Origin of the sequence: Stappia sp. TSB10GB4, assembly GCF_900185745.1 — a bacterium.
GTDB lineage: Bacteria > Pseudomonadota > Alphaproteobacteria > Rhizobiales > Stappiaceae > Stappia.
In genome coordinates this window covers 78,906-102,379 of sequence record NZ_FYAV01000051.1, presented here as the reverse complement: position 1 = coordinate 102,379, position 23,474 = coordinate 78,906, and the positions used below count along the sequence as shown (strand labels likewise).

23 protein-coding genes and 1 tRNA gene are annotated in these 23,474 nt (G+C 66.7%); 13 read left to right on the top strand and 11 right to left on the bottom strand.

Annotated features, from left to right (window positions below; all coding sequences use genetic code 11):
* Window positions 1–100: 100 nt before the first annotated feature.
* The 5 genes from TSB10GB4_RS13220 to TSB10GB4_RS13200 all read right to left on the bottom strand — a co-directional run bounded on the left by TSB10GB4_RS13220 (window position 101) and on the right by TSB10GB4_RS13200 (window position 5,175).
* Window positions 101–1,006: a carbohydrate ABC transporter permease gene (locus TSB10GB4_RS13220; RefSeq protein WP_186396132.1), complete on the bottom strand. Its 906-nt coding sequence runs from the start codon at window positions 1,004–1,006 to the stop codon at window positions 101–103.
* Complete coding sequence (locus TSB10GB4_RS13215) at window positions 1,006–2,256, bottom strand: ABC transporter ATP-binding protein (RefSeq protein ID WP_186396131.1); 1,251 nt, start codon at window positions 2,254–2,256, stop codon at window positions 1,006–1,008. The genes TSB10GB4_RS13220 and TSB10GB4_RS13215 overlap by 1 nt, the downstream gene beginning before the upstream one ends.
* A 70-nt stretch (window positions 2,257–2,326) precedes the next feature.
* Window positions 2,327–3,604: an ABC transporter substrate-binding protein gene (locus TSB10GB4_RS13210; protein WP_186387425.1), complete on the bottom strand. Its 1,278-nt coding sequence runs from the start codon at window positions 3,602–3,604 to the stop codon at window positions 2,327–2,329.
* A gap of 202 nt (window positions 3,605–3,806) precedes the next feature.
* Complete coding sequence (locus tag TSB10GB4_RS13205; RefSeq protein WP_186396130.1) at window positions 3,807–4,514, bottom strand: GntR family transcriptional regulator; 708 nt, start codon at window positions 4,512–4,514, stop codon at window positions 3,807–3,809.
* Between the two features lie 94 nt (window positions 4,515–4,608).
* On the bottom strand, window positions 4,609–5,175 hold the full coding sequence (locus TSB10GB4_RS13200) for a GNAT family N-acetyltransferase (RefSeq protein ID WP_186387501.1): 567 nt from the start codon (window positions 5,173–5,175) through the stop codon (window positions 4,609–4,611).
* A 475-nt stretch (window positions 5,176–5,650) separates the two neighbouring features.
* On the opposite strand from TSB10GB4_RS13200, the gene TSB10GB4_RS13195 reads away from it, so the two are divergent.
* The 6 genes from TSB10GB4_RS13195 (at window position 5,651) to TSB10GB4_RS13170 (ending at window position 12,103) form a co-directional block, all read left to right on the top strand.
* On the top strand, window positions 5,651–6,133 hold the full coding sequence (locus TSB10GB4_RS13195) for an Rrf2 family transcriptional regulator (RefSeq protein WP_186396175.1): 483 nt from the start codon (window positions 5,651–5,653) through the stop codon (window positions 6,131–6,133).
* 152 nt (window positions 6,134–6,285) lie between these two features.
* Window positions 6,286–7,299, top strand: a complete 1,014-nt coding sequence (locus tag TSB10GB4_RS13190) for a sulfate ABC transporter substrate-binding protein (RefSeq protein ID WP_186396129.1) — start codon at window positions 6,286–6,288, stop codon at window positions 7,297–7,299.
* 74 nt (window positions 7,300–7,373) lie between these two features.
* Window positions 7,374–8,213: a sulfate ABC transporter permease subunit CysT gene (gene cysT, locus TSB10GB4_RS13185; protein WP_186387422.1), complete on the top strand. Its 840-nt coding sequence runs from the start codon at window positions 7,374–7,376 to the stop codon at window positions 8,211–8,213.
* A 13-nt stretch (window positions 8,214–8,226) separates the two neighbouring features.
* Window positions 8,227–9,138 carry a sulfate ABC transporter permease subunit CysW gene (gene cysW, locus TSB10GB4_RS13180; protein WP_186396174.1) on the top strand — a complete coding sequence of 304 codons (912 nt, stop codon included), beginning with the start codon at window positions 8,227–8,229 and terminating at the stop codon, window positions 9,136–9,138.
* Between the two features lie 10 nt (window positions 9,139–9,148).
* A complete protein-coding gene (locus TSB10GB4_RS13175) occupies window positions 9,149–10,222 on the top strand; it encodes a sulfate/molybdate ABC transporter ATP-binding protein (RefSeq protein WP_186396128.1) in 1,074 nt (357 codons plus the stop codon).
* A 138-nt stretch (window positions 10,223–10,360) separates the two neighbouring features.
* Window positions 10,361–12,103, top strand: coding sequence for an SLC13 family permease (locus TSB10GB4_RS13170; RefSeq protein ID WP_186396127.1), 1,743 nt, complete (start codon window positions 10,361–10,363; stop codon window positions 12,101–12,103).
* Between the two features lie 54 nt (window positions 12,104–12,157).
* On the opposite strand, the gene TSB10GB4_RS13165 is transcribed toward TSB10GB4_RS13170, so the two are convergent.
* On the bottom strand, window positions 12,158–12,616 hold the full coding sequence (locus tag TSB10GB4_RS13165; protein ID WP_186396126.1) for a DUF305 domain-containing protein: 459 nt from the start codon (window positions 12,614–12,616) through the stop codon (window positions 12,158–12,160).
* Between the two features lie 40 nt (window positions 12,617–12,656).
* Window positions 12,657–13,130 (bottom strand): hypothetical protein, encoded by a 474-nt coding sequence (locus TSB10GB4_RS13160; RefSeq protein WP_208984765.1) that lies wholly within the window; start codon window positions 13,128–13,130, stop codon window positions 12,657–12,659.
* A 168-nt stretch (window positions 13,131–13,298) separates the two neighbouring features.
* Between TSB10GB4_RS13160 and TSB10GB4_RS13155 the strand changes: the two genes are divergently transcribed.
* The gene (locus tag TSB10GB4_RS13155; RefSeq protein ID WP_186396124.1) at window positions 13,299–13,616 is read left to right on the top strand and encodes a helix-turn-helix transcriptional regulator; all 318 of its coding nucleotides are present in this window, start codon (window positions 13,299–13,301) and stop codon (window positions 13,614–13,616) included.
* A gap of 179 nt (window positions 13,617–13,795) precedes the next feature.
* Complete coding sequence (locus TSB10GB4_RS13150) at window positions 13,796–15,046, top strand: MFS transporter (RefSeq protein ID WP_186396123.1); 1,251 nt, start codon at window positions 13,796–13,798, stop codon at window positions 15,044–15,046.
* A 45-nt stretch (window positions 15,047–15,091) separates the two neighbouring features.
* Here the strand turns inward: TSB10GB4_RS13150 and TSB10GB4_RS13145 are convergent, their stop codons facing one another.
* The gene (locus TSB10GB4_RS13145; RefSeq protein WP_186387417.1) at window positions 15,092–15,535 is read right to left on the bottom strand and encodes an Rrf2 family transcriptional regulator; all 444 of its coding nucleotides are present in this window, start codon (window positions 15,533–15,535) and stop codon (window positions 15,092–15,094) included.
* A gap of 190 nt (window positions 15,536–15,725) precedes the next feature.
* Between TSB10GB4_RS13145 and TSB10GB4_RS23845 the strand changes: the two genes are divergently transcribed.
* On the top strand, window positions 15,726–16,628 hold the full coding sequence (locus tag TSB10GB4_RS23845; RefSeq protein ID WP_186396122.1) for an NAD(P)/FAD-dependent oxidoreductase: 903 nt from the start codon (window positions 15,726–15,728) through the stop codon (window positions 16,626–16,628).
* Window positions 16,625–17,305 carry a class I SAM-dependent methyltransferase gene (locus TSB10GB4_RS23840; protein ID WP_244570904.1) on the top strand — a complete coding sequence of 227 codons (681 nt, stop codon included), beginning with the start codon at window positions 16,625–16,627 and terminating at the stop codon, window positions 17,303–17,305. Before TSB10GB4_RS23845 ends, TSB10GB4_RS23840 begins: the two co-directional genes overlap by 4 nt.
* 219 nt (window positions 17,306–17,524) lie before the next feature.
* Here the strand turns inward: TSB10GB4_RS23840 and TSB10GB4_RS13130 are convergent, their stop codons facing one another.
* The gene (locus TSB10GB4_RS13130) at window positions 17,525–18,427 is read right to left on the bottom strand and encodes a LysR substrate-binding domain-containing protein (RefSeq protein WP_186396121.1); all 903 of its coding nucleotides are present in this window, start codon (window positions 18,425–18,427) and stop codon (window positions 17,525–17,527) included.
* A gap of 167 nt (window positions 18,428–18,594) precedes the next feature.
* Between TSB10GB4_RS13130 and TSB10GB4_RS13125 the strand changes: the two genes are divergently transcribed.
* The 3 genes from TSB10GB4_RS13125 to TSB10GB4_RS13110 all read left to right on the top strand — a co-directional run bounded on the left by TSB10GB4_RS13125 (window position 18,595) and on the right by TSB10GB4_RS13110 (window position 21,605).
* Complete coding sequence (locus tag TSB10GB4_RS13125) at window positions 18,595–19,140, top strand: sugar ABC transporter (RefSeq protein ID WP_186396120.1); 546 nt, start codon at window positions 18,595–18,597, stop codon at window positions 19,138–19,140.
* Window positions 19,141–19,145: 5 nt separating this feature from the next.
* The gene (locus TSB10GB4_RS13120; RefSeq protein WP_186396119.1) at window positions 19,146–19,472 is read left to right on the top strand and encodes a hypothetical protein; all 327 of its coding nucleotides are present in this window, start codon (window positions 19,146–19,148) and stop codon (window positions 19,470–19,472) included.
* Window positions 19,473–19,823: 351 nt separating this feature from the next.
* On the top strand, window positions 19,824–21,605 hold the full coding sequence (locus TSB10GB4_RS13110; RefSeq protein WP_244570906.1) for a recombinase family protein: 1,782 nt from the start codon (window positions 19,824–19,826) through the stop codon (window positions 21,603–21,605).
* On the opposite strand, the gene TSB10GB4_RS13105 is transcribed toward TSB10GB4_RS13110, so the two are convergent.
* Both TSB10GB4_RS13105 and TSB10GB4_RS13100 read right to left on the bottom strand, forming a co-directional pair.
* A tRNA-Arg gene (locus TSB10GB4_RS13105) sits at window positions 21,561–21,637 on the bottom strand. The two genes, TSB10GB4_RS13110 and TSB10GB4_RS13105, sit on opposite strands and share 45 nt — an antisense overlap.
* A gap of 192 nt (window positions 21,638–21,829) precedes the next feature.
* Window positions 21,830–23,455: a HAMP domain-containing sensor histidine kinase gene (locus tag TSB10GB4_RS13100; protein ID WP_208984763.1), complete on the bottom strand. Its 1,626-nt coding sequence runs from the start codon at window positions 23,453–23,455 to the stop codon at window positions 21,830–21,832.
* Between the last annotated feature and the right edge of the window lie 19 nt (window positions 23,456–23,474).

Here is a 23,474-nt window from a genome sequence, read left to right as displayed (position 1 = left end):
CGCCAAGGGAGCGGGGGCGAACCGCCCGCCACAGCGCCGGCAGGTCGAAGCGGGACGGGCGGGACGGCCCGTCTTGGAGCAAGGGGGTCACGGGCATACCTCAGTAGTGGACCCGGCGGTCGACGACGACGGCCTGGATGATCGCGAAGACGAGGATGAGAAGCAGGAACACCAGCGACAGGGCGGCGGAATAGCCCATGTTGAAATATTCGAACCCTTCCAGGAAGGCGAGGTAGAGATAGACCTCGCTCGCCTTGTCCGGTCCGCCGCGGGTGACGATGGCGACCACGTCGAAGAGCTTGAAGGCGGTGATGGAGGTGGTGATGGCGACGAACATCGCCGTCGGCCCGAGCATCGGCCAGGTGACCTTGAAGAACCGGTCGAGCGGGTGGTCGGCTCCGTCGATCGCGGCGGCCTCGTAGAGGTTCTTCGGGATCGCCGTCAGGCCCGCCAGGAACAGCACCATGTTGAAGCCGATGGTGCTCCACAGCGAGATCAGCGCCAGCGAGAACAGCACCAGGTCCTGGCTGCCGAGGAAGTTCAGCGGCGGCAGGCCGAGCGCGGCGATGACGCCGTTGATCACCCCCTGCCGGCTGTCGAGCAGCGCCGCCCAGACCAGCGCCATGGCGGCAAGGGTCGAGGTCACCGGCAGGAAGTAGAGCACTTCCAGGATCGAGCGGAACTGCTTGCGCTCCTGGATGGCGATCGCCAGCACAAGGCTGACGACGAAGGCCGCCGGCAGGAACATCACCGCGAAGACAAAGGTGTTGTGCAGCGCATTGCCGAACTGGTCGTCGGTCGCCATCCGCCGGTAATTGTCGAGGCCGACGAACTCGAAATAGTCGCTGACCAAGGTGTAGTCGGTCAGGCTGGCCGCGATCACCATGGCGATCGGCACGATATAGATCAGCAGGATCAGCAGCGTCGCCGGGGCCACCAGCCAATAGGCCAGCCGCGCCTGGGCGCGCTGAAGCGGACTTGCGGTCGTTGCGGTTGCGGCGGCCATCACACCAGATCCAGCTTCTTGCGCAGCCCGCCCTGCAGGGCGGCGGGCTCGGCCTGGTCGCCCGCGAGCACCGGCTCGGCGCGCAGGCGCATGCCGCCGGCGTCGAACAGCAGGATGTGGGCCGGGTTGACGCGCACCTCCCAGTCCCGCGCCTCCGACAGGCTGCCGCCGCAGCCATAGGCTTCGCTCTTCTGCGCCCGGATGCGCACGTCGTGCTCGGGATGTCCGTCGAGGCGCCCATGCACCAGCACCTCGCCGCCGAGATCCTCGATCATCCGCTTGCGGAAAGTCAGGGACAGGCCGCGTCCGGCGCGCGCCGGATAGGCAAGTTCCGGCACCGTCTCCAGCACCATATGCTCGGGCCGCACGCCGACCTGCACCGCGCCGGAGCGCAGACCGCCGCCGGCGGCCGGGGCAACGGGCAGCGCGATCTCGCCGCAGCGGACGATGCCGTTCTCCAGCGTGCCCGGCAGGATATTGATCTCCGGGCTGCCGATGAAGCGGGCGACATCCACCGTGTCGGGGTTGCCGTAGAGCGTGTTCGGCGCGCCCATCTGCAGGATCGTGCCGCCCTGCATCAGCGCCACTCGGCTCGACATGGTCATCGCCTCGACCTGGTCATGGGTGACATAGACGAAGGTCAGGCCGGAGCTGGCATGCAGTTCCGAAATCTCGCGCCGCACCTGGACGCGCAGCTTGGCGTCGAGGTTCGACAGCGGCTCGTCCATCAGGAAGATCTTCGGGTCGCGCACCAGCGCCCGTCCCAGCGCCACGCGCTGGCGCTGGCCGCCGGAAAGCTGGGCCGGCCGGCGGTCGAGCAGGTGTTCGATGCGCAGCTTGCGCGCCACTTCGGCGACGTCGCGCTGGATGCCGGGCCGCTCCCGCGCATGGGCGGGCGCCAGGTGCCGCAGCAGCGGCAGGCGTGCGTGCAGCGGCAGGCGCGCCATGATCAGCGGCATGCCCATGTTCTCGGCAACGCTCATATGCGGGTAGAGCGCGTAGTCCTGGAACACCATGGCGATGTTGCGGTGCTTGGGCGCCGCATCGTTGACGCGGGCGCCGTCGATCCGGATCTCGCCGCTGTCCGGCGTCTCCAGCCCGGCGATGACGCGCAAGAGGGTCGACTTGCCGCAACCGGACTGGCCGACCAGCGAGACGAACTCGCCGTCCTCGATGTCGAGCGAAATGTCCTTCAGGATGGCGGTCTTCCCGAATGACTTGCAAATCCCGTTCAAGCTCAGCTTGGCCATGATGATCTCCTGGAACCGACGGCGGAATGGCGCAGGCGGCGGGGGGCCGCCTGCGCCAGGGGCGGCGCGGTCAGCGCTTCATCAGGGTCTCGGCGATCGACACCAGTTCGGCGGCGCCCTCCTCCGGGGTCTTCTCGCCCAGCATCACGGCGCGGATCACCGACTTCTGGTCACGCCAGATCTTCTCGGACTGGGTGCCGGGATAGCCGGCCCAGGGGCCCGCGCGGTGGTACTGGTTGGACGGCGTCGCGTAGTAGGGATTGGCCTCGTAATAGGCGCCCAGCCGCTCGGGAGCCAGCGCGCCGAGGTTGGTCGGCAGGTAGCCGGTGATCTTGGCGGCGAACTCCTGGCCTTCCGGGCCGGTGATGAACTTGATGTATTCCCACGCCGCCGCGATCTTCTCCGGGTCCTGCGTGGTGATGATGGCGGCGTTGCCGCCGGACGGCAGCAGCCCTTCCGCCTCGTTGGTCAGGGTGAAGACGGCGCTGCGCAGGTCGAACGCGCCGCCAACCCGCTCCTCGGTGGTGCGGGCACCGGCCGGCGAGGAGGCGTAGATGCCCATCTTGCCCACGGTGAACTGCCGCAACTGGTCGCCTTGGTTGACGTCCGGGTTGTAGACGCCGGCCTCGACCAGGCTGCGCGCCAGCTTCATGGCGTTGATGTGATGGTCGTTCTGGTTGAACATGACCGTGTCGCCGGCCTCGTTGAGCATGCGGCCGCCCTGCTGCAGGATCAGCACCTGGAACGGCCAGTCGTCGCTCCACTGCTCGACGGAGTAGGCCATGCCGTCGATGTCCGGGCCGAGGGCCGAGATCTTGCCGGCCAGTTCGATCACACCTTCCCAGGTGGTCGGGAAGGCATCGGGATCGCCGCCGGCCTGACGGACCAGATCGGCATTGTAGTACCACTGGATGACCGAGGCATTGAACGGCATGCCGTACTGCTTGCCGTCGACGCGGCCGAGATCGAGCATCTTGTCGGTGTAGTTGGCCTCTTTCCAGCCTTCGGCCTCGCCGGCCATCAGCGCACCGAGATCGGCGATCTGACCGCGCGCGTCGAGCGCCCGGGCGAGCGAGGGAAGCTGGTTGAACGCCTCGAAGGCGCAATCGGGCAGCGTGTTGGTGGCGGAGCCGCGGAACAGGCGCAGATGCACGTCGGAATAGTCCTTGGCCGGCGCGGCGTAGACCACTTCGATGTCGTTCTGCATCTCGTTGAAGCGCTGCATCAGCGGTTCGTGCTGGCGGGTCAGGTGACCGGCGGTGGTGAGGCAGGTGATCGTCACCTTCGCTTCCGCGGCCCCGGCCATGGCCAGGGCGATCGTGGTGGCGACTGCAATGTGCTTGAGCATCTCGGGCTCCCGTCGAGGGTGAAACGGTACGGCGCATCCGACAGGCCGGCGCAACGGATGGGGAGGTCGTTGGCGGCTGGCGGTGCGTGCGACGGCGACACTCAAAGCGGCTGTTCATGACAGCCGGTTGACGCAACCGGCCCGGGGCAGTGCCTGACATCGAAGCTTCATGCCAAGTGGCGGGCTTGGCGAGACCGGCCGCTCAGATCAGCAGGCGGATGCGGTCGCCGCGCACGATGGCCTCCGTCACCTCGATCGGGCTGCCCTGCTCGTCGACATTGCAGCCGACCAGTTCGAACACCGGCTGCGACGGCGCGATGTCCAGCGTCACCGCTTCCGACGGCGTCGGCAGCCTGGTGTTCACCGTCGTCTCCGACCGGGTGTAGTGATCGATGCCGAGCCGCTTGAAGGCGGCCGGCGAGGAGGCCGAGGCCGACATCAGGTCGAGCATGTCCGGAAAGCGCTTGGGGTCGAAATAATGCCGGCCGATGGTGGTGGGCACCTCGTCGACGACATGCAGGATCTCGCTGACCAGCACCGTCTCGCGCTGCGACACCGCCAGCATCTTCGCCACCTCGGCGGAGGCGCGGCCGCGTTGCCGCAACACCAGGATCTCGATGCGCACGTCGCAGCCGTTCTCCCGCATGTTGGTGCCGAATCGGGTTCGCCGGTCGATCCTGTAGACCTGCTTGCGGGCCGGAACATAGGCCCCGCGCCCCTGCCAACTGCCGATCAGCCCGTCCTGCTTCAGCCGCTCGATCGCGCGCCGGACCACATGGCGCGGCACCCCGTAGCTCTGGGAAAGGTCCGTCTGGGAGGGGATCCGGCTGCCGGAGCCGAAGGTGCCGGTCTCGATCCGCGCCTTCAGGTCGGCATAGACCCGGTCCCAGGCGGAAGAAGTCGGTGACATCCCGGCGCCTCCAGCTCCGCAAATCGCTCAGCCGGGGACAATCCGCCTCTCCTGCGACAGCCGCGTGACAGCGCCGCTGCCGGCCGGCGCCGCCTCAGCCTCCCGGCAGGGTCCGGTCCGCCTCTCCCAGCGGCCGCTGCATCAGCACCGTGTCGACCCAGCGGCCAAGCTTGAAGCCGACCGAACGCAGCGTGCCGACCGTCTCGAAGCCGAAGCGGCGATGCAGCCCGATCGAGCCCTCGTTGCCGCTGTTGCCGATCACCGCCAGCATCTGCCGCCAGGGTCCTTCCTCGCAGCGGGCGATCAACGCACCGAGCAGCGCGCCGCCGATGCCGCGGCCGCCATGGCCCTCGGCGACATAGACCGAGTCCTCGACCGTGTGGCGGTAGGCCGGGCGCGGCCGGTAGGCGGTCGCATAGCAATAGCCGAGGATCCGTCCCTCGCTTTCGGCGACGAGATAGGGCAGGCCGGCGGCGATCACCGCCTGGCGCCGCGCGTTCATCTCGTCCGCCGTCGGCGGCACTTCCTCGAAGGTCGCCAGACCATGCAGCACGTGATGGGCATAGATCGCCTCAACCGCCGGCATGTCCGCTTCGCCCGCCGCGCGGATGCGCAAGGGCGCGCGCGTGCCGTCGTCCCGTTTCAGCCCCGTCTCGTTCATCGTCCGCCCTGCCCCCGTCTTGCCCAGTCTTGCCCCGCGCATCACCCACTCCGGCGGCGCGGGCCCAGCCTTCGACAATCGCCAGGCAAGCGGGGCCCAGGCAAGCGGGATCGCCGTGTCGTCCATAGGAAATCTTCGCGAGGTCGCCGCCGGACGGCGATCTCGCCGGCGCAGGGCCGCGGGAGGGGAACGGGAGGGCTGCAGCGGCGATGCGGAGGGAGGCGATACGGAGGCAGGCGGACGGTGCCGCACCAAACGCCTGTCAGGAGCGTTGGGAATTTACACGACCACATAGGTCGGGTTAATTGGATATCTTTCGGAAGACGGGCCGAGGACGGCCGAAGCGGGGGCTCAGTTGGAATCCGAGGCAGATCCCGCAACGACGTTGACCGCCGAGGTCGCCATGACCAAGGTGGAGCCACCGGCAGAGCGCCACTTTCAGGCACCCGGCACGGGTAAGGAAAAGACCGAGACGATGATTTCCCAGAAGGCGAAATACGCATTGAGGGCCTTGGTCGCCCTGGCCAGGGTCGAGTCGCCGGAGGAAACCCGGATGATCTCGGAGATTGCCGAGCAGCAGAACATTCCCAAGAAGTTCCTCGAACAGATCCTTCTCGATCTGAAGCATCATGGCATCGTCGCCAGCCGGCGCGGCAAGGCGGGGGGCTATCTGCTCCTGCGTCCCGCCGAACACATCACCTTCGGCGAGGTTCTGCGGATCATCGACGGCCCGATCGCGCCGCTGCCCTGCCTGTCGCGTATGGCCTATCGCCGCTGCCAGGACTGCGGCAGCGAGCAGAGCTGCGAGATCCGGCGCGTCTTCGCGCGCGTGGCCATCGCCACCCGCGAGGTGCTCGACCGCACGACCATTGCCGACAGCCTCCGTGCCGAGGGCGACGACCTGCCCCTCGACGGCGCCGGTCTTCAGAGCGTTTCGCGCTCGGGCGGGTCGCTCTGACGGCCGCCGGCCGCCACGCCGAATTCAAATGCCCACCGGGACCGGATCGCTGAAAATCTGTTCCCTTGCGCAGGAACCATTTGGCAAAGGAGCGCATTTCAATACACTATAATATCGATAGAGTTTTGGAACTTATCAAAACGGAGGCGGATATGATCCATTCTCGACGCTCCCTGCTGTTCTCGGCGGTCCTTGCGGCGGCTGTCCATGTCAGCGGCATCGCCTTTGCCCAGCAGACGCTGGTCAACGTGTCCTACGATCCGACGCGCGAACTCTATCGGGCGTTCAACGCCGCCTTCGTCGCCCATTGGCTGGAGAAGACCGGCGAAAAGGTGGAGATCACCGTCACGCATGGCGGGTCCGGCTCCCAGGCCCGCACGGTCATCGACGGCCTTGCCGCGGATGTGCTGACCATGCCGCTGGCCGGCGACATTCTCGCCGTGGAGAAGGCCGGCCTCATCGAGCCCGGCTGGCAGGCGAGACTGCCGCTCAATTCCTCGCCCTATCTGTCGACCATCGTCTTCCTGGTCCGCGCCGGCAATCCGAAGACCATCCTCGACTGGGACGATCTCGTGCGCGACGACGTCGAGGTCATCACCCCCAATCCCAAGACCTCGGGTGGCGCGCGCTGGAACTATCTCGCCGCCTATGGCTACGCGCTGAAGCGCTCCGACGGCGACCATGCCGCCGCCCGCGACTTCGTCGGCCGTCTCTATGCCAATGTCCCGGTGCTGGACAGCGGCGCGCGGGGCGCCACGACCACCTTCGTGGAACGGGGGTTGGGCGACGTGCTGCTTGCCTGGGAGAACGAGGCCTTCCTCGCGTTGGAGGAACTGGGGCCGGGCTCCTTCGACATCGTCGTGCCGTCGCTGTCGATCCTCGCCGAACCGCCGGTCGCCGTCATCGACGCCAATGTCGACCGGCGCGGCACGCGCGAACTGGCGACGGCCTATCTAGAGTATCTCTACACGCCGCAGGCCCAGCGCATCATCGCGGCCAACTACTATCGTCCGCAATATCCGGAGCACGCCGATCCCAAGGATGTCGCCCGCTTCCCCGATCTCGAGCTGATCACCATCGACGAGGTGTTCGGAGGCTGGGCCGTCGCCCAGCAGGAGCATTTCGGCGACGGCGGCGTCTTCGACCAGATCTACCAGGACAACTGAGACAGTCCGTCACCGGCGGGGGCGCGGATCCGCGCCCCCGTCCTTGCCGGCAACTCCGAGGGACCGTGCGGCCGATGGCAGTCACACACTTTCGCGCGCCGAGCATCATTCCGGGCTTCGGGCTGACGTTCGGCTTCACGCTCTTCTACCTGTCGATCATCGTCATCGTTCCGGTGATCGGCATCTATATCCACACGTTCCAGCTCGACTGGGCCGCCTTCGAGCGCATCGTCACCGGGGCGAGGTTCCAGGCGGCGCTGCGCCTCAGCTTCGGCACATCCGCCCTTGCGGCGCTGGTCAATGTGGTGATCGGGGTGCTCGTCGCCTGGGTGCTGACGCGCTACAGCTTTCCCGGGCGCCGCGTTCTCGATGCCATCGTCGACCTGCCGTTCGCGCTGCCGACGGCCGTCGCCGGCATTTCCCTCACCGCGATCTACGCACCGACCGGCCTGATCGGCCAACTGTTCGCCCCGCTCGGCATCCGCATCGCCTATACGCCCCTCGGCATCCTGATCGCGCTGATCTTCATCGGATTGCCTTTCGTGGTGCGCACGGTGCAGCCGGTCCTGCAGGATTTCGATCGCGAGGTCGAGGAGGCGTCGGCAACGCTCGGCGCCTCGCGGCTGACGACGATCGTCAGGGTGCTTCTTCCCAACCTCGTCCCGGCGATCCTGACCGGGTTCGCGCTGGCCTTCTCCCGGGCGGTCGGGGAATACGGCTCGGTGATCTTCATCGCCGGCAACCTGCCGCGTCAGACGGAGATCCTTCCCCTGCTGATCGTGTTCCGGCTCGAGGAGTACAACTACCCCGCCGCCGCCGCCATCGCCGCCGTGATGATGACGGCCTCGTTTGTCATTCTCCTGCTGATCAACCTGATCCAGGCATGGAGCAGACGGAGGTTCGGCCGTGTCTGACCCTGCCGCCCGCATCCCCGCCAAACATCCCCCCGCCAGGCGCCTCCCCGCCACGCGCTCCGCCGCGGCGCCGTCGCCGCGCACCTCGCCGACGACCGAGACGCGCGCCGTGCAATACGCGCTGATCGCCGTTGTCGTGGCCATCCTGTCGCTGTTCCTGCTGGTGCCGCTGGCGACCGTCTTCACCCAGGCCCTGCGGTCGGGCCTCGGCGACTATCTCGCGACCTTCCGCAATCCCGAAGCCCTGGCGGCGATCCGGCTGACGCTGCTGGTGGCGGCGATCGCGGTGCCGTGCAACCTGATCTTCGGCATCGCGGCGGCCTGGGCCATCGCCAAACACCGCTTTCCCGGCCGCACCCTGCTGGTGTCGCTGATCGACCTGCCGTTCTCCATCTCGCCGGTCGTCGCCGGTCTGGTCTATATCCTGCTGCTCGGCTCCAACTCCCTGATCGGCGGCTTCCTGCTGGAGAATTTCGGGATCCGCATCATCTTCGCGGTGCCGGGCATCGTGCTGGCGACGATCCTCGTCACCTTTCCCTTCATCGCCCGCGAGTTGATCCCCTTGATGGAGGATCAGGGGACGGGCGACGAGGAAGCGGCGCTGTCGCTGGGCGCCAATGGCTGGCAGACTTTCCTGTTCGTCACCCTGCCCAACGTCAAGTGGGCGCTGCTCTATGGCGTGCTGCTGTGCAATGCCCGCGCCATGGGAGAGTTCGGCGCCGTCGCGGTGCTGTCCGGCAAGCTGCGCGGCCAGACCGTGACGATGCCGCTGCAGGTCGAGCTGTTCTACAACGAGTATGCCTCGGTCGCCGCCTTTTCGCTGGCCTCGCTGCTCGCCGGGCTGGCGCTGGTCACGCTCATCGTCAAGTCATGGCTGGAATGGCGCTACGCCGACCAGATCGCCGCCACCGGCAGAGGGCATTGAGGAGACCGCAATGGAACTCAGCATCCGCAACATCCGCAAGGAGTTCGACCGTTTCCCCGCCCTGCACGGCGTCTCGCTCGACATCCGCTCGGGCGAGTTGATCGCCCTGCTCGGCCCGTCCGGGTCCGGCAAGACGACGCTTCTGCGCCTGATCGCCGGGCTCGAATTCCCCACCTCCGGCGCGATCTTCTTCGGCGAGGACGACGCCTCGCAGAAGACCGTGCAGGAGCGCAATGTCGGCTTCGTCTTCCAGCACTATGCGCTGTTCCGTCACATGACGGTGGCCGAGAACATCGGCTTCGGCCTCAAGGTGCGGCCGCGCCGCCTGCGCCCCTCGGCGGCGCAGATCCGCCGGCGGGCGTCGGAGCTGCTCGAGCTTGTCCGGCTTCCGGGCCTGGAGAACCGCTATCCCAGCCAGTTGTCCGGCGGCCAGCGCCAGCGGGTGGCGCTGGCGAGGGCGCTCGCCATCGAGCCGAAGGTGCTCTTGCTCGACGAGCCGTTCGGTGCTCTTGATGCGCAGGTGCGGCGCGATCTGCGGCGCTGGCTGCGCGAGATCCACGAGACCACGGGCCACACCACCGTCTTCGTCACACACGACCAGGAGGAGGCGCTGGAGCTTGCCGACCGCGTCGTCGTCATGAGCCAGGGGGCCATCGAGCAAGTGGGATCGGCCGATGACGTCTATGACAGGCCCCTTACCCCTTTCGTCTACGGCTTCATCGGCGAATCGAGCCGACTGCCGGTCAGGGTCGACACTGGCGGGGTCTGGATCGACGACCGGAGCCTCGGTCTTGCCGCCGTCGACGTTCCGGACGGCCCGGCGCACCTGTTCTTCCGGCCTCACGACGTCGAACTCGTGGAGGGCTGCGGCGGCTGCATCGCCGGAGTGGTGGTGTCCAGCCGCCGTGTCGAGGCGACGCGGCGGGTGGAACTGGCCGTTGGCGGGGATCGCCGGATCGTCGAAATCGAGCTTCCCGCCGATCATCCCGCCGCCCTGCGCAGCCGGATCGCCTTCCGCCCGAGAAGCTGGAAACTCTTCGCCGACGCACAGGCCGGGCGGGAGGCATGCGCCGAGACGGTCTGAGGCGATGCCGGGTCTCGCCGGGCTCCGGCACCGCCGCGCGCCGCGCCCGGAAAAATCCCCGGCAAGGACTCCAGCAAGACCCCCGGCAAGGACGCCAGAAAGGACGCCAGAAAGGACTCCAGAAAGGACTCCGGCGTGATGGACGGCGGCCCCCTCCTCGCGCTCGAACAGCTCCTTCTCGTCGTCCTGTTGTGCGGCATGCTCGTCGTCTTCCTGGTCGACCGCTTCCGGATGGAGGTGGTGGCGCTGACCGGCCTCGCGCTCGGCGTCCTGTTCGGCCTTGTCGGGCCGGCCGACGCCTTTGCCGGCTTCGCCAACCCGGCCTTCATCACCGTCGTCGAGATCCTGCTGGTGGTGAAGGTGCTGTCGAGAAGCGGCCTTCTGGAGCGCCTGTCCGCCCGGATCGTCGCCTTGCAGCTCGGCCCGACCGGGCTGCTGGCGACCCTGTGCGCCCTCACCGCGGCCCTGTCCGTGGTGATGAACAATATCGGCGCGCTGGCCCTGATGATCCCGGTCGCCTTCGGTGTCTGCCGCGCCAGCGATCTCAATCCGAAATTCGTGCTGATGCCGATCGCCTTCGCCTCGCTGCTCGGCGGCGTGTGCTCGATCGTCGGCACGCCCGCCAATCTGATCGTCAGTCAGCAGCTCGCACTGGCCACCGGCACGGGCTTTTCGTTCTTCAGCTATGCCATTGCCGGCCTGCCGGCGGCGCTTGCCGGGATCGCCGTCCTGTGTCTCCTCGCCCCGCGCATCCTGCCCGTGACCGGCGGCGGCGCGGCGACGCCCGCCCCGCCCTCGCTGCCCTCCCGCAGCGTCGTCGCCGAAGGCGTGGTCCCGGCCGGCTCCCCGCTTGTCGGGGCCTCGCCGGCCGGTCTGCCGTTCGAGCTCCATGCCGTGACCCGCGCGGGAAAGCGGCAGTTCCTGCCGCGCGTCGCGGTGCTGGAGGCGGGCGACAGGCTGCTGATCGGGATCGACCACAGCCGACTGGCGCGTCTTCGCGCCGACGGCGCTCTCGACCTCGGCGCGGGCCCGCCGGGCGGCGTTTCGTTGCAGGCGGTGGTGATGCCCGAGAGCACCGTGGTCGGATCCCGCATCGCCACCATCGAGGCGCTGGCCGCCAGAGGCATCGTCACGCGGGCCGCGTCGCTGCAGTCGCCCCGGATCGAAGGCGGCTTCGCCGATCTTCAGCTCTCGATCGGCGACGTGCTCTATCTGGAAGGGGAACCCGACCTGCTGCGCGAGGCGCTGGAGGAGACCGAGATGCTCGCCCTGGAGGCTGCCGAAAGCGTGCGGACCGACCCGCCCGACTGGCGACCGCTCTGCGTCTTCCTCGGCGGCGTGGCACTTGCCGCCTTCGCCCCGGTCGCACCCCAGATCGCTTTCGGCCTCGTCGTTCTGGCGCTGGCGCTCGCCGACTGGCTGAACCTGCGCGACGGGCTTGCCAACCTGCCCTGGCCGGTGCTGATCATGCTGGCCGCGATGATTCCGCTCGGCGAGGCGGTCGAGACCACCGGAACCGCTCGGCTGCTGGCGGACCTGCTGCTGTCGGCGCTGCCCTCGACGGACCTGCCTCTCATCGCCTCGGTGCTGCTGCTTGCGGTCCTCGTCACACCGTTCGTCAACAACGCTTCGACCGCCATCGTGCTCGGCCCGATCGCGATCGGCATCGCCCAGGCGGCCGGCCTGCCGCCGGAGCCCTTCCTGCTGGCCCTCGCGCTCGGCGTCTCGATCGACTTCCTCACCCCGTTCGGCCACCACAGCAACATGATCGTCATGGGGCTCGGGGCCTATCGCTTCGCCGATTTCCTCCGGCTGGGGCTGCCGGTGACCCTGGCCTCGGCCATGACGGGCCTTGCGGCCCTTGTGGGTCTGTGGCTGTGAGCGGGGCCACGCAGCCGCGCCGCGCGGCCCCTGTTTCGGCGACCTCGCGGTCCGCTACCTGGCGTTGTCGGCCAGCCAGCGCGTCATGTCGGCGATTTCCTGGACCTGCGCCTCGATGATCTGCTCGGACAGGGCGCGGATCCACGGGTCCTTGCCGTGTTCGAGCTGGATCCGGGCCATGTCGATAGCGCCCTGATGATGGGCGATCATGGCGCAGGCGAAGGCGACATCCGGGTCGCCCTGCATCATGCCCTCCATCATCGCCGGCATGGTGACCGCCATCTTCTCCATGTTCTGGCGCTGGAACTCGGTCATGCCGGCCATGTCCATGCCCTCCATGCCCATCATGCCCGACGCGCCGCCACCTTGCATGGCGCCATGGCCCGCATGGCCCATGGCGCTGCCCGCAGTGCATTGTTCGGGGAGTTGGAACGCTGCCTCGTCCTGGGCGAGCGCCGGGGTGGACAGGGACGCCGCGAAGATTGCAGCGGCCGCGAATTTCAATGTGTTCATCTCAAGATCTCCTTGAATGATTGACTGGTCTCAGGGTCGATCAGACAGGGAGGATGCGCGGTGGCGGCACCAGGATTGCCGGGTCGATCCCGGCCGCGGCCGTTGGACGGCCCGGCTCATGCGCCCGCAAGGAGGCCGTCCGCGGCATCTCGGGCAGGGCCAGCGCCAGGCCGGGATGGCACTGGGTCATGACGCAGCAGCCCATGTCGGGCGCGCAATCGGGCGCAGAGCCGGAAGCGGCGTCGGGAGCCGCGTCGGGCGCAGAGTTGGGGGCAGAATCGGGCGACATGCGGTGGTGATCGTGCGCCGCCCCGTGGGAAGACCTGATGGCGGCGGCGTTGCTGGCGGGAGCCTCCGCAGCGGCGGCCTCGACGCTTGCCGGAGGGTGCGGGCCGGCCGGCCCGGAGCGCGGCGGGAGCTTGCCCATCGACGGCCAGGCAAGGGCGACCGCCAGAACCAGCGACAGGCTGAGCAGCACGTCCCGGATCCTGGCGAAGGTCATCTGGCGCGGCATTCGATCGGGCCTGCATTTCTACCCGTCTCGACGAGCGGGCTCCAGGAGCAACGAGAGCCGCCCATTGTCGTCAGCAATGTGGCGCCGTTTTGTCCCCGCTCGGGGCGGCGTGCCGTCAACTCTCGTCAGAAGAATTGACAAAACTAGTATTATAGTTATGTTCCGCCCATGACACTGACCAGCCCCAACGCTCGAGCACTTGCCGCGCTTGGACACGATGCGCGCCTCTCGATCTTTCGCCTCTTGGTGAAAGCGGGGGAGGCAGGTCTGCGGGTCAGCGACATTGGCGACCATCTCGGGCTCGCCCCTTCAACACTGGCGCATCACTTGTCGGCGCTGGTTGATGCGGGGCTTGTCGTGCAGGACAAAAAGGGACGTGAGGTGTTCAATCGCGTCGATTACCCGGCGATGGAGCGCCTGCTGGCCTTTCTGACGTCGGAATGCTGTTGCGGGGTGATCATCCAGCCTACCGAGGATGCCGCCTGAAACGGCGGCGTTCAATTCTCTCCAAAACGGCACATCCGGATGTATGGCGGTTATTGCACAGCCCTTGCGGGCTTGGTCGACACGGCCGGATCGCGGCATAGGCGGCAATGCCGCCTGGCCTTTCGCACCCCGGCGCCGTTCGGCAGGACACCGGCTGGCGTCAAGAAGGCATATCGCCGATGCGCGTGACTTTGCCCCGCAACGCTCCGCTTGTCGCCGCACTCGGGGTCACGCAGATCATCGGCTACGGATCGATCTATTACGCATTTCCGATCCTTGCCCCCGCCGTCGCACGAGAGTTTCAGGTGGGCGAGCCGTTGCTGTTCGGCCTTTTCTCGATCGGACTGCTTCTGGGCGGGTTTGCGGCCCCTGTGCTGGGCGGGTGGCTGGACCGGATCGGCGCGGCACAGGTCATGACAGCCGGGAGCATCAGCATGGCGCTGCTGCTGACGCTCCTGGCGTTCTCCCCGAACATCCACGTCTTTGGCGGTCTGACGATCCTGATCGAGATTCTCAGCTTTGCCGTCCTTTATGATGCAGCCTTTGCAATGCTGGCGCAGAAACGCCCGGACGACACGCGAAAGTCCATCACACGGCTGACCCTTATCGCCGGCTTTGCCTCGACGATCTACTGGCCGCTCAGCGGCTTTCTTGTCGATGCCATCGGCTGGCGCGGGGCGCATCTGTTCTTTGCGGCGACTCACATCCTCTGTGCCGCCCTGCACTTCTGGACGAGGGCGTTGCCCGTGGCAGTCGCCCCGACATCGCCGGTCGCCGCATCCCCGCAGCAGCCATCCGCGGCGCCGGTCATGGGCAAAGCCGTCGCCCGGCGCGCGTTTCAACTACTGGCGATGGGGTTCGCGCTGACGGGCATGGCGATATCGGCCGTCACTGTGCATCTGGTCGAGATCCTGCGGTCCCTCACCCTCGGAGAGGCCGCCTATGTTGCGGCGATGGTGATGGGTCCCGCCCAGGTTGTCGTCCGCGTCGTGGATGCGACGGTCTGGCGGAACAGACATCCGCTGTTCGTCGCGATCCTGTCTGCCGGCGCGATCCTCGCCGCCGTCCTCTTGTTGCTTCTGCCTGGCCCTGCCTCGCTTATCGCCTTCGCCTTTGCCGCCATTCTTGGAGCTGGCGCGGGGCTGTCGAGCATCGTGCGCGGGGCGGTTCCCGTCGCTCTTTTCGGCGCATCGGGGCTGGGGCTTCGACTGGGGCGACTGGCGGCAATCCGGAGTGTGCTCGGGGCGGCCGCTCCGTTCCTGTTTGCCTGGGCCGCCGCCGCGTATTCCATGACCTGGGCGGTTTGCGCGGCTCTGGTCGTCTCTGTGCTGGGGCTGGGGGCGCTCCTTCTGCTGCACTGGGATCTCCAGCGGATCGGCGTGGTGCCGCCGCTCAGATCGAAGCCCGTCCGGCATGGAATGTCGGCATAGGGCACGAACTGAACCTGAGCGCCTCGCGGCCGCCGCCGTCCGGGCTCAGCCCGGCCCGGCCCCATGCACCGTCAGCGGCACCGGCGCCTCGGGCATCAGGGTGTCCAGCGTCACCTCGCCGAAACGCGCAAGGAACAGCGCCTCGGCCTGCACCATCGTCTCCGCCAGCGCGGCGTTGACGTTCTTCTGCACCAGGCAATCGGGAGTGTCGCTGCGATTGCCGATCGCGAACAGCGTCGGGCGCCCGAGCGCCTCATAGACCGAGAGCAGGGTGATTTCGCTGAGCGGCCGTGCCAGTTGCCATCCGCCGCCATGGCCCTTTCCCGACGTGACGTGGCCTGCGTCCCGCAGGCCCGCCATCGTCCTGCGAAACACCGCCGGGTTCGTACCCATGCTTCTGGCCAGCACATCGGAGGTCACCGGCTCGCGGAACTGGCCCATATGCAGCAGCACATGCAGCACGTCCGACAGCCGCGTGTCCTTGTTCATGTCTTCTTCCGCTCCAGCGCGCGCAGCAGGGCGCCCCTCGGGCCGCCCGCGAATTTCACGTAACAGATGTTGATACGTGAGCTGCCTCCTGTTATGTATCTCCAACTGATACGTTCCGAGCCGCCCCATGTCCAGCGCAGACGCCCTTCCCCGAAGACTGGCGGGCGTGTGATCCAGCGAAGTCGATCCAATGCATCATGACGCCCTCATCATCGGCGGCAGCTTTGCCGGACTGTCCGCAGCCCTTTATCTGGCGCGCGCGCGCAGAAGCGTATGCGTCGTGGATGCGGGCGCGCCGCGCAACCGCTTCGCCGCCACCTCCCACGGCTTCTTCGCCCAGGACGGCAGCGATCCGCAGGCCATGCTGCAGACCATGCGCCGACAGGTCGCCGCCTATCCGACCGTCGGTTTCCTCACGGATACGGCGGTCGAAGCGCGCGGGGACGAGGGCGTGTTCTCGGTCGCGCTGCGCAGCGGCGCGCTCGTCACCGGCAAGCGCCTGCTTCTGGCCTTCGGCATTTCCGACGAGATGCCGGAAACGCCGGGGCTGGCGGAGCGCTGGGGCATATCCGTCCTGCATTGCCCCTATTGTCACGGCTACGAATTCAGCGGCCGGCCGCTCGGCGTGCTGAAAACCTCGCCGCTCTCGCATCATCAGGCGATGATGATCAGCGACTGGGGGCCGACCACACTCTATCTGGACGGCGGCGACCTGGAGACGGAGCATCGCGACGCGCTTGCCCGGCGCGGCGTCCGGATCGAGCCTGCCGCCGTCGACCGCCTGACCGGCGAAGGCCGGAACCTGTCGCATATCCATCTGGCCGACGGGCGGGCCTGTCCGCTCGAAGCGCTGTTCATCGCCCCGCGCAACCGCCTCAACAGCGCCGTGGCCGAACAGCTCGGCTGCGCGATCGAGGCCGGACCGCTCGGGCCGGCGATCAAGGTGGACGAGATGCGGATGACCAGCGCGGCGAACGTGTTCGCCGCCGGCGACATCACCCGCATGGCGCACAATGTCACCTTCGCCTGCGCCGATGGCGTCATGGCGGCCCTGGCGATGCACCGTTCTCTGGTCTTCGGGGCCGCGTCGTGAGCACCGCACCCGCACCGTTCAAGGATCCGGCGGCCGTTGCGTCCTACACGCAGGACACCCCGGCCAGGGTGCCGGGACTGGCCGACCTGCACCGGATGACGACGGTTCTTCTCGGCGAGCGCGCAGGACGCACCGCCGACATCCTCGTGGTCGGTGCCGGCGGCGGGCTGGAACTGCAGGCGATGGCTGAGGCGCGGCCCGGCTGGCGGTTCACCGGCGTCGATCCCTCCCCGGCGATGCTCGACATCGCGCGGCGCACGACCGCCGCCCATGCCGGCCGGATCGCGCTTCTCGAGGGCACCGTCGACGACGCGCCTATCGGTCCGTTCGGCGGCGCGACATGCCTGCTGGTGCTGCACTTTCTGGACAGGGCCGAGCGGCTGCACAGCTTGCGGGAAATCCGCCGCCGCCTGGCGCCGGGCGCCGCGCTCGTCACGGCGCATCACGCCTCGCCGGACGGCGAGGCGGAGCGCTGGCTGGCCCGCTCGGTCGCGTTCGCCGGGCGGGGCGGCCGCGATCCGGCGCAGGGCCTTGCTTCGGCGCGCGCCATGGCCGAACGCCTGCCGCTGCTCACCCCGGCCGAAGAGGAAGCGCTTTTGCGGGAAGCCGGCTTCTGCGCGCCGGCGCTGTTCTATGCCGCCTTTTCGTTTCGCGGCTGGGTCGCCTTCGCCGGCTGAGCATCGTCACATGCCGTTGGCAAGAGGAGAGCTGCCGGGCGGCGAACAACACGCGGCACGTCACGCACGACCCCGCAGCGGTAGCGCCGACGCCGGACAAACGGGAGATCTGAGTATTTGGAAAATGGCGCACCGCACCGGGTGAAGACGAGAACTATGTCTACGCTATAGCCTCCCTTAAGCATGTTTCGAATCTTAGAAGTATTCGGCTGCCCCGTGTCAATCGAAGTTTGGACTATGATGGCGTGCTTCCTTGATCAACCAGTTCGCGAACATCTGGATAGGTCCTTCGCTCAATCGTATCGGCTCCGGCAAGATGAGGCAGAAGGTTTTGGCGATCGATATGCCATCGGGCCAGGGCGCGACCAAGCGACCTTCCGCCAATTCGGTTTCGACATAGAGGCGCGGTACGAGTGCAACGCCGAGGCCGGCTAACGCGGCTTCGATTTGCATGGAGTGAAGATCATAACGGGCTCCAACCGCTGGATGGGTCAGCGCGACCCCGGTTTCCTGCGCATAGCGTTGCCAGGCGTCCGGGTTCTGGCGTCGATGAAGGCGAGGCAGTTCATCCAAGGATACCGCTCCTTCACCTCCATCGAGAAGCGCCGGATGGCAAACAGGTACCAACGTCTCATGCAACAGGCGGTGCGTTCTCATTCCCGTCCAGGCAGGATGCTCGAAATGAATCGCAGCATCGAAGCCGCTACCGGCAAGCACAAAGGGCTCCATCCGCTCAGTAAGATGCACGGTGGTATTTGGGTGCATTTCACGAAACCGCGCCAACCGGGGAATAAGCCAGCGCGCGGCAAAGGTCGGGATGGTGGCGATGTCGAGGCTCGCGCCATCGCTGGGCTGCCCCATCAGATATTGGCTGTCACGCTCCAGCCGGTCGAGTGACTCGCGAACCTGAACGGCATAACGCTCTCCATTCGGCAAGAGCCGGACACGATTGCCAACCCGCTCGAACAACGTGATGCCAAGGAACGCTTCCAACCGGCCGATCTGGCGGCTGATCGCCCCTTCGGTCAGGGCCAGTTCGTCGGCCGCGCGCGCGAAACTGCCATGACGAGCGGACGCCTCGAATGCCATGAGTGCGGAATTGCTGGGAATCTTGCGGCGCATGATGGTTCCTGACAGGACGGGTCGGCGTTCGATCCGCCGCCACCTTGACATTAGATCACTGAAACATGACCCGTTGTCGATATATAGATCAAGATTGCCAGTCTATCATGAGAAAATATCAACGATAGATGGCCTGAAGCTCCGTGCTTTCGGTCGAAGGCGGTGCAATGATCTATACGGTAGAATGCAGCTTTGCCGATCCCGGCAGCGAAGCGGAATGGAACGACTTCTACAGCCTGGACAAGCTGCCAGCCCTTATTTCCGTGAGCGGTTTTCATACTTCGCAACGTTTCAAGGCTTTGACCCGTGGTTGCCCTGTTTATCTAGCCCTTCATTCGATTGATGGCCTCGATATTCTGGCGGGTGAGGAATACCGCCAGAAGGGCGGCGGCAATTTTGCACGCTGGCAACAGTACATCACCGACTGGCACCGGAACCTCTACGAGGGCATCGAGCGAGCGCCGGCCATTGGTGAGGGCGAATATATTGCGTTGAGCGCAACAGGTCCCGAGCCTCTGATCCGGCTTGGTCTCACCCCGTATGCGATGCAGGCGGTTGCTATGGAGAAGTTCCCTGAGCAGCGCTGGCTCGCCAAGGTGGAGCGCGGCAAGGGACTTGACATCAAGCATCTGCCGGACGGCACCCATGTCTATGCGCCGATGACGGCGCAGTTGGCGAATGGCGGTAACGTCACTGTCAGGAAGGCGCGGTAACACTGATGCCGAATGTCACGATCTATATTCCCGCAGACAGGATGCCACCGGACGAAGCTCTCGCAGGCCTCACGGAGCAATGCACAGAACTTTGCGAAGGTATTCTTCAGGCCGCATTGCCGAACGTGCACATCATCTATGTCGCTGTTTGGCACGGTCGAGGGCACCCGGCTTTCGCTGAAATCCAATATCGCCTTGAGCCATTTCGGACGCTGCCGGTCATGGAACGGTTCATGGAGGGACTGGACGAAGCCATAAGGCGCAAGATCGGCCTCACGGCGCGCATTCGCTGCTTTGGCTATGACGCGTCGAGCATCCACGCACGAAATTGAGCTGACGCCTGGAGAAGAACCATGTCTCATCTTGCGTTACCCAGTCAGCCGGTCGGTGACTTCACGATCACCGCCGTCAGTGATGGCTATCTCCACGCCAGTGTAGATTCCCTCGCGAATATCGATCCGGCCGAAGCTTCTCGCATGCAGGAATAACGGATCATACCTCGATCCATATCAACCACTATCTGGTGCGCGGAGGCGGTCGCACGATCCTGATCGACGCAAGTGCGGGAGGTTTCAAGCAATGGGCGGTCGATTAACTGCCAATCTGCTACTCGCTGGCATTCATCATTCGGAAATCGACCAATCCTATTGACGCATGCCCATCCCGATCATGTCGGAGGTGTGATGAACGCATCAGGGGAAGCCGTCTTTCCGAATGCCGAGCTTGTCGCCCACCATCGGGAAGTCGTGTTCTGGGAAGATGACGGCAATCTGAGCCGGGCGCCCGAGCGTGCCCGTGGCAACTTCCTCGCGGCACGCCAGGCGTTCGACGGCTATCGCGAGCCGCTGCGCACCTTCGATGCCGGCGAGGTGTTTGCCGGCATGACGGCGGTTCCTCTTCCGGGTCACACCGCCGGGCACGCCGGCTACCGTCTCGAATCCGGCGGCCAGAATCCGCTGGTCTGGGGAGATCTTGTCCAGTTCCCTGAGATTCAGATTCCGCGCCCTGACGTGTCGTCCAAGCCCGCACCCTTTGATGTCCTCGTCGTCCACTCGTTCAGCCGCTTCTTCCGCGATCACTTCGAAATGGAGTTCTATGTCAGGAAGCTGGCGAAGAACGGCGTCAAGCTCGTCTCCATCACGCAGGAGATGGGCGACGATCCCATGCACCAGATGATGCGGCAGATCATGGCGCTGTTCGACGAGTACCAGTCGAAGGAGAACGCCAAGCACGTCCTGCGCGCCATGAACGAGAACGCCCGGCAAGGCTTCTGGAACGGCGCGCGGCCACCCATCGGCTACCGCATTGTCGCAGCCGAGCAGCGCGGATCGAAGGTCAAGAAGAAGCTGGAGATCGACCCCCTCCACGCCGACACCGTGCGGCTGATCTATCGCCTGTTCCTTGAAGGTGACGGCACGTCCGGCGCGATGGGCGTCAAGGCTATCGCCACCTATCTCAACGAGCGCCGTTTCTTCACGCGCGACGGCGGGCGCTGGGGGCTGGCGCAAATCCACGCCATCCTGACCCGCACCACCTATATCGGCGAGCACAGGTTCAACACGCGCTCGCACAAGGACCGAGAGAAGAAGCCGGAGAACGAGGTTGCCATCATGGCAGTGCCGCCGCTGATCGACCGCGAGACGTTCGACGCGGTGCAAGCCCGCCTCAAAACCCGTAACCCGATGGTGACGCCGGCGCGTATCTCCAGCGGCCCCACCTTGCTTACCGGCATCTGCTTCTGCGCCAAATGCGGAGGCGCGATGACGCTCCGCACCGGACGGGGCAGCACTGGCGCGACCTACCGCTACTACACGTGTTCGACCAAGGCGCGGCAGGGAAAGACTGGCTGCAAGGGCCGCACGATCCCGATGGACAAGTTGGACCATCTTGTCGTCGATCATATTGCGGATCGCCTGCTTCAGCCCTCGCGACTGGAGACCATCCTCGCCAGCGTCATCGACCGCCGGGAAGAGCGCACCGAACGGCGGCGCGAGCACCTTGTCGAGTTAAACAGGCGAATCACGGAAACCGACCAGCGGCTCAACCGGCTCTATGACGCCATCGAAAACGGGGTGGCCGATCTAGACGATTCGGGCCTCAAGGAGCGTATCACCGGGCTCAAGGCGATACGGGAACAGGCCAAGATCAACGCCGAGCGCATACAGGTTGCGCTCGATAATGTCGGCAACCAGGCGATCAGCCCCGACATGCTAACGGCTTTCGCCCGCTCCGCCCGCGAACGGCTGCAGCTGGAAAATGGTGGCTATCGCCGCGATCACCTGCGCGCCTTGGCGCAGCGTGTCGAGGTTGCCGACAAAGAGGTCCGCATCATGGGATCGAAGTCGGAACTGCTGCGAACGCTCGTCGCTGCTTCAAGCGGGCAATCGGCGGCGTTCGGCGTTCATAGTTCTGTACTGAAATGGCGCACCGGGGAAGATTCGAACTCCCGACCCCCAGATTCGTAGTCTGGTGCTCTATCCAGCTGAGCTACCGGTGCTTTGGCCATCATGCCGTCATGCTCAAGGCGCAGGGCCAACGGGCACGAGGCGAGGCGGTCCGTCCGGGGCATCGCCTCCGGACAGGGCGCTACCTCTACTCTGGTCCCACGCCGATTGCAAGCGAGGGCGCGCGATTTTCTCGCACTTTTTCACCAAGGCCCGCAACCTGTTGATAAGCTGCCGAAACCGGCTCAGCCGCGCCGCTCGGCCGGGGCGGCACGGGTCCGCGGATCGGCCCCGCCCGCCCCCTCTTGCGCCCCCTGTTGCGCCCCCTCTTGCGCGCCCTCGCCTGTCCCGTCTCCGGCCCTCTCGCCCGCGCCTTCTCCTGTCCCCTCTTCCATTCCAGCGCCGGCCGCCGGCGCGGCGCGCGGCAGGCGGATCTCGAACACCGCGCCGGGCCCCATCCGCTCCAGCAGGCGGATCTCGCCGCCATGGGCGCCGACCAGCTCGGCGGCGATCGCCAGCCCAAGGCCGGAGCCGCCGCGCCCGGCCGCCGACTGGAACGGGCGGAACAGCTTGTCGCGCAGGGCCGGCGGCACGCCCGGCCCGGTGTCGCGCACCCGCACCATCAGGTCTGCCCCCCGCTGCTCCGCCTCGACGACGATCCGGCACACCAGCGTGTCCGAACCGCCCTGCCGCAGCGCCTGCACCGCGTTGCGGCACAGGTTCATCAGCACGCGGAACACCTGCTCGGGATCGGCCTCGATCTCGGTTCCCTCCGCCACCCGGTTCTCGAAGGCGATCGGCCCGTCGGCCGTGAGGCCGAGCACCTCGCCGACATCGCGCACCACCAGGTCGAGCCGCACCAGGCGGCGGCGCAGCGGCGCCTCGCGGGCGCTGCCATAGGCCAGCACCGAGCTGGTGTAGTCGACGGCGCGGTCGAGCGTGGCGATGATCTTCGGCGCCAGCCGCTGCACCGTCGGGTCGGCGACCTGCTCCAGGCGCTCGGAAAAGAGCTGCGCCGAGGCCAGCAGGTTGCGCAGGTCGTGGTTGATCTTCGACACGGCAAGGCCGAGGGTCGCCAGTTGCCGGCGCTGCTCCAGCGTCGCGCGCAGGGTCGTCTGCATCTGCGCGAAGCAGCGCTCGGCATCGCCCAGCTCGTCCTGCCGGCCCGAGGGAACGATGATCCGGCCGGGATCGTCGGGCGCGGCCTGAAACTCCAGCATCGAGCTGGTCAGCCGGCGGATCGGGCGCACCAGGAGCCAGCGCAGCGACAGATAGACCAGCGTCGCGGTGATCGCCGAGATCACCAGCGACAGCGCCAGGATGCGCACCGAGAAGGCCAGCATCGCGTTGCGCAGCCGCGCCTCCGGCATGACGATGTCGACCCGCCCGCCGATGCCCATCTGGGTCGGCCCGATGACGCGCATCCGCCCCTCGCCCGAGGACAGCAGGATGGCGAAGCTCTCCATCACCGAGGTCATCGCATCGGCCTTGCCCATGTCGACCGTGCGGCCGATCTCGCCGGGCGTCTCGACCATGGCGATCAGGCGGCGGCGCTCGCCCTCGTCGAGCGCGACGGCCAGCGCCCCGGTGGCGCGCAGCAGCTCCGCCTGCACCGCCGGCGACACCGTGTCGGTCTCCACCAGCACGCTGGCGGCGACGCCGGCGATGGTCAGCTTGTCGGTGAGCCAGGTATTGCGGAAATTGGCGATCGACGGCACGAAGATCAGCACTTCGCTGATCATCACGAAGATCACGGTGAGGATCAGCAGCTTGCCGGACAGGCCGCTGCGGCGGCGGCGCCCCGGCCGCGCGGCGGCAGCCTCTGTCGCAGCGTCCCTGCGGGACGTCTCGTCATGATGCGGCGCGCTCAATGGCCACCCTGTCGCTGCT

What these genes read in the sequence shown, in the direction of transcription:
- TSB10GB4_RS13220 (WP_186396132.1), bottom strand. Translation starts at nt 1,006, where the DNA reads ATGGCCGCCGCAACCGCAACGACCGCAAGTCCGCTTCAGCGCGCCCAG.
- TSB10GB4_RS13215 (WP_186396131.1), bottom strand. Translation starts at nt 2,256, where the DNA reads ATGGCCAAGCTGAGCTTGAACGGGATTTGCAAGTCATTCGGGAAGACC.
- TSB10GB4_RS13210 (WP_186387425.1), bottom strand. Translation starts at nt 3,604, where the DNA reads ATGCTCAAGCACATTGCAGTCGCCACCACGATCGCCCTGGCCATGGCC.
- TSB10GB4_RS13205 (WP_186396130.1), bottom strand. Translation starts at nt 4,514, where the DNA reads ATGTCACCGACTTCTTCCGCCTGGGACCGGGTCTATGCCGACCTGAAG.
- TSB10GB4_RS13200 (WP_186387501.1), bottom strand. Translation starts at nt 5,175, where the DNA reads ATGAACGAGACGGGGCTGAAACGGGACGACGGCACGCGCGCGCCCTTG.
- TSB10GB4_RS13195 (WP_186396175.1), top strand. Translation starts at nt 5,651, where the DNA reads ATGATTTCCCAGAAGGCGAAATACGCATTGAGGGCCTTGGTCGCCCTG.
- TSB10GB4_RS13190 (WP_186396129.1), top strand. Translation starts at nt 6,286, where the DNA reads ATGATCCATTCTCGACGCTCCCTGCTGTTCTCGGCGGTCCTTGCGGCG.
- cysT (WP_186387422.1), top strand. Translation starts at nt 7,374, where the DNA reads ATGGCAGTCACACACTTTCGCGCGCCGAGCATCATTCCGGGCTTCGGG.
- TSB10GB4_RS13175 (WP_186396128.1), top strand. Translation starts at nt 9,149, where the DNA reads ATGGAACTCAGCATCCGCAACATCCGCAAGGAGTTCGACCGTTTCCCC.
- TSB10GB4_RS13170 (WP_186396127.1), top strand. Translation starts at nt 10,361, where the DNA reads ATGGACGGCGGCCCCCTCCTCGCGCTCGAACAGCTCCTTCTCGTCGTC.
- TSB10GB4_RS13165 (WP_186396126.1), bottom strand. Translation starts at nt 12,616, where the DNA reads ATGAACACATTGAAATTCGCGGCCGCTGCAATCTTCGCGGCGTCCCTG.
- TSB10GB4_RS13160 (WP_208984765.1), bottom strand. Translation starts at nt 13,130, where the DNA reads ATGCCGCGCCAGATGACCTTCGCCAGGATCCGGGACGTGCTGCTCAGC.
- TSB10GB4_RS13155 (WP_186396124.1), top strand. Translation starts at nt 13,299, where the DNA reads ATGACACTGACCAGCCCCAACGCTCGAGCACTTGCCGCGCTTGGACAC.
- TSB10GB4_RS13150 (WP_186396123.1), top strand. Translation starts at nt 13,796, where the DNA reads ATGCGCGTGACTTTGCCCCGCAACGCTCCGCTTGTCGCCGCACTCGGG.
- TSB10GB4_RS13145 (WP_186387417.1), bottom strand. Translation starts at nt 15,535, where the DNA reads ATGAACAAGGACACGCGGCTGTCGGACGTGCTGCATGTGCTGCTGCAT.
- TSB10GB4_RS23845 (WP_186396122.1), top strand. Translation starts at nt 15,726, where the DNA reads ATGCATCATGACGCCCTCATCATCGGCGGCAGCTTTGCCGGACTGTCC.
- TSB10GB4_RS13130 (WP_186396121.1), bottom strand. Translation starts at nt 18,427, where the DNA reads ATGCGCCGCAAGATTCCCAGCAATTCCGCACTCATGGCATTCGAGGCG.
- TSB10GB4_RS13125 (WP_186396120.1), top strand. Translation starts at nt 18,595, where the DNA reads ATGATCTATACGGTAGAATGCAGCTTTGCCGATCCCGGCAGCGAAGCG.
- TSB10GB4_RS13120 (WP_186396119.1), top strand. Translation starts at nt 19,146, where the DNA reads ATGCCGAATGTCACGATCTATATTCCCGCAGACAGGATGCCACCGGAC.
- TSB10GB4_RS13110 (WP_244570906.1), top strand. Translation starts at nt 19,824, where the DNA reads ATGAACGCATCAGGGGAAGCCGTCTTTCCGAATGCCGAGCTTGTCGCC.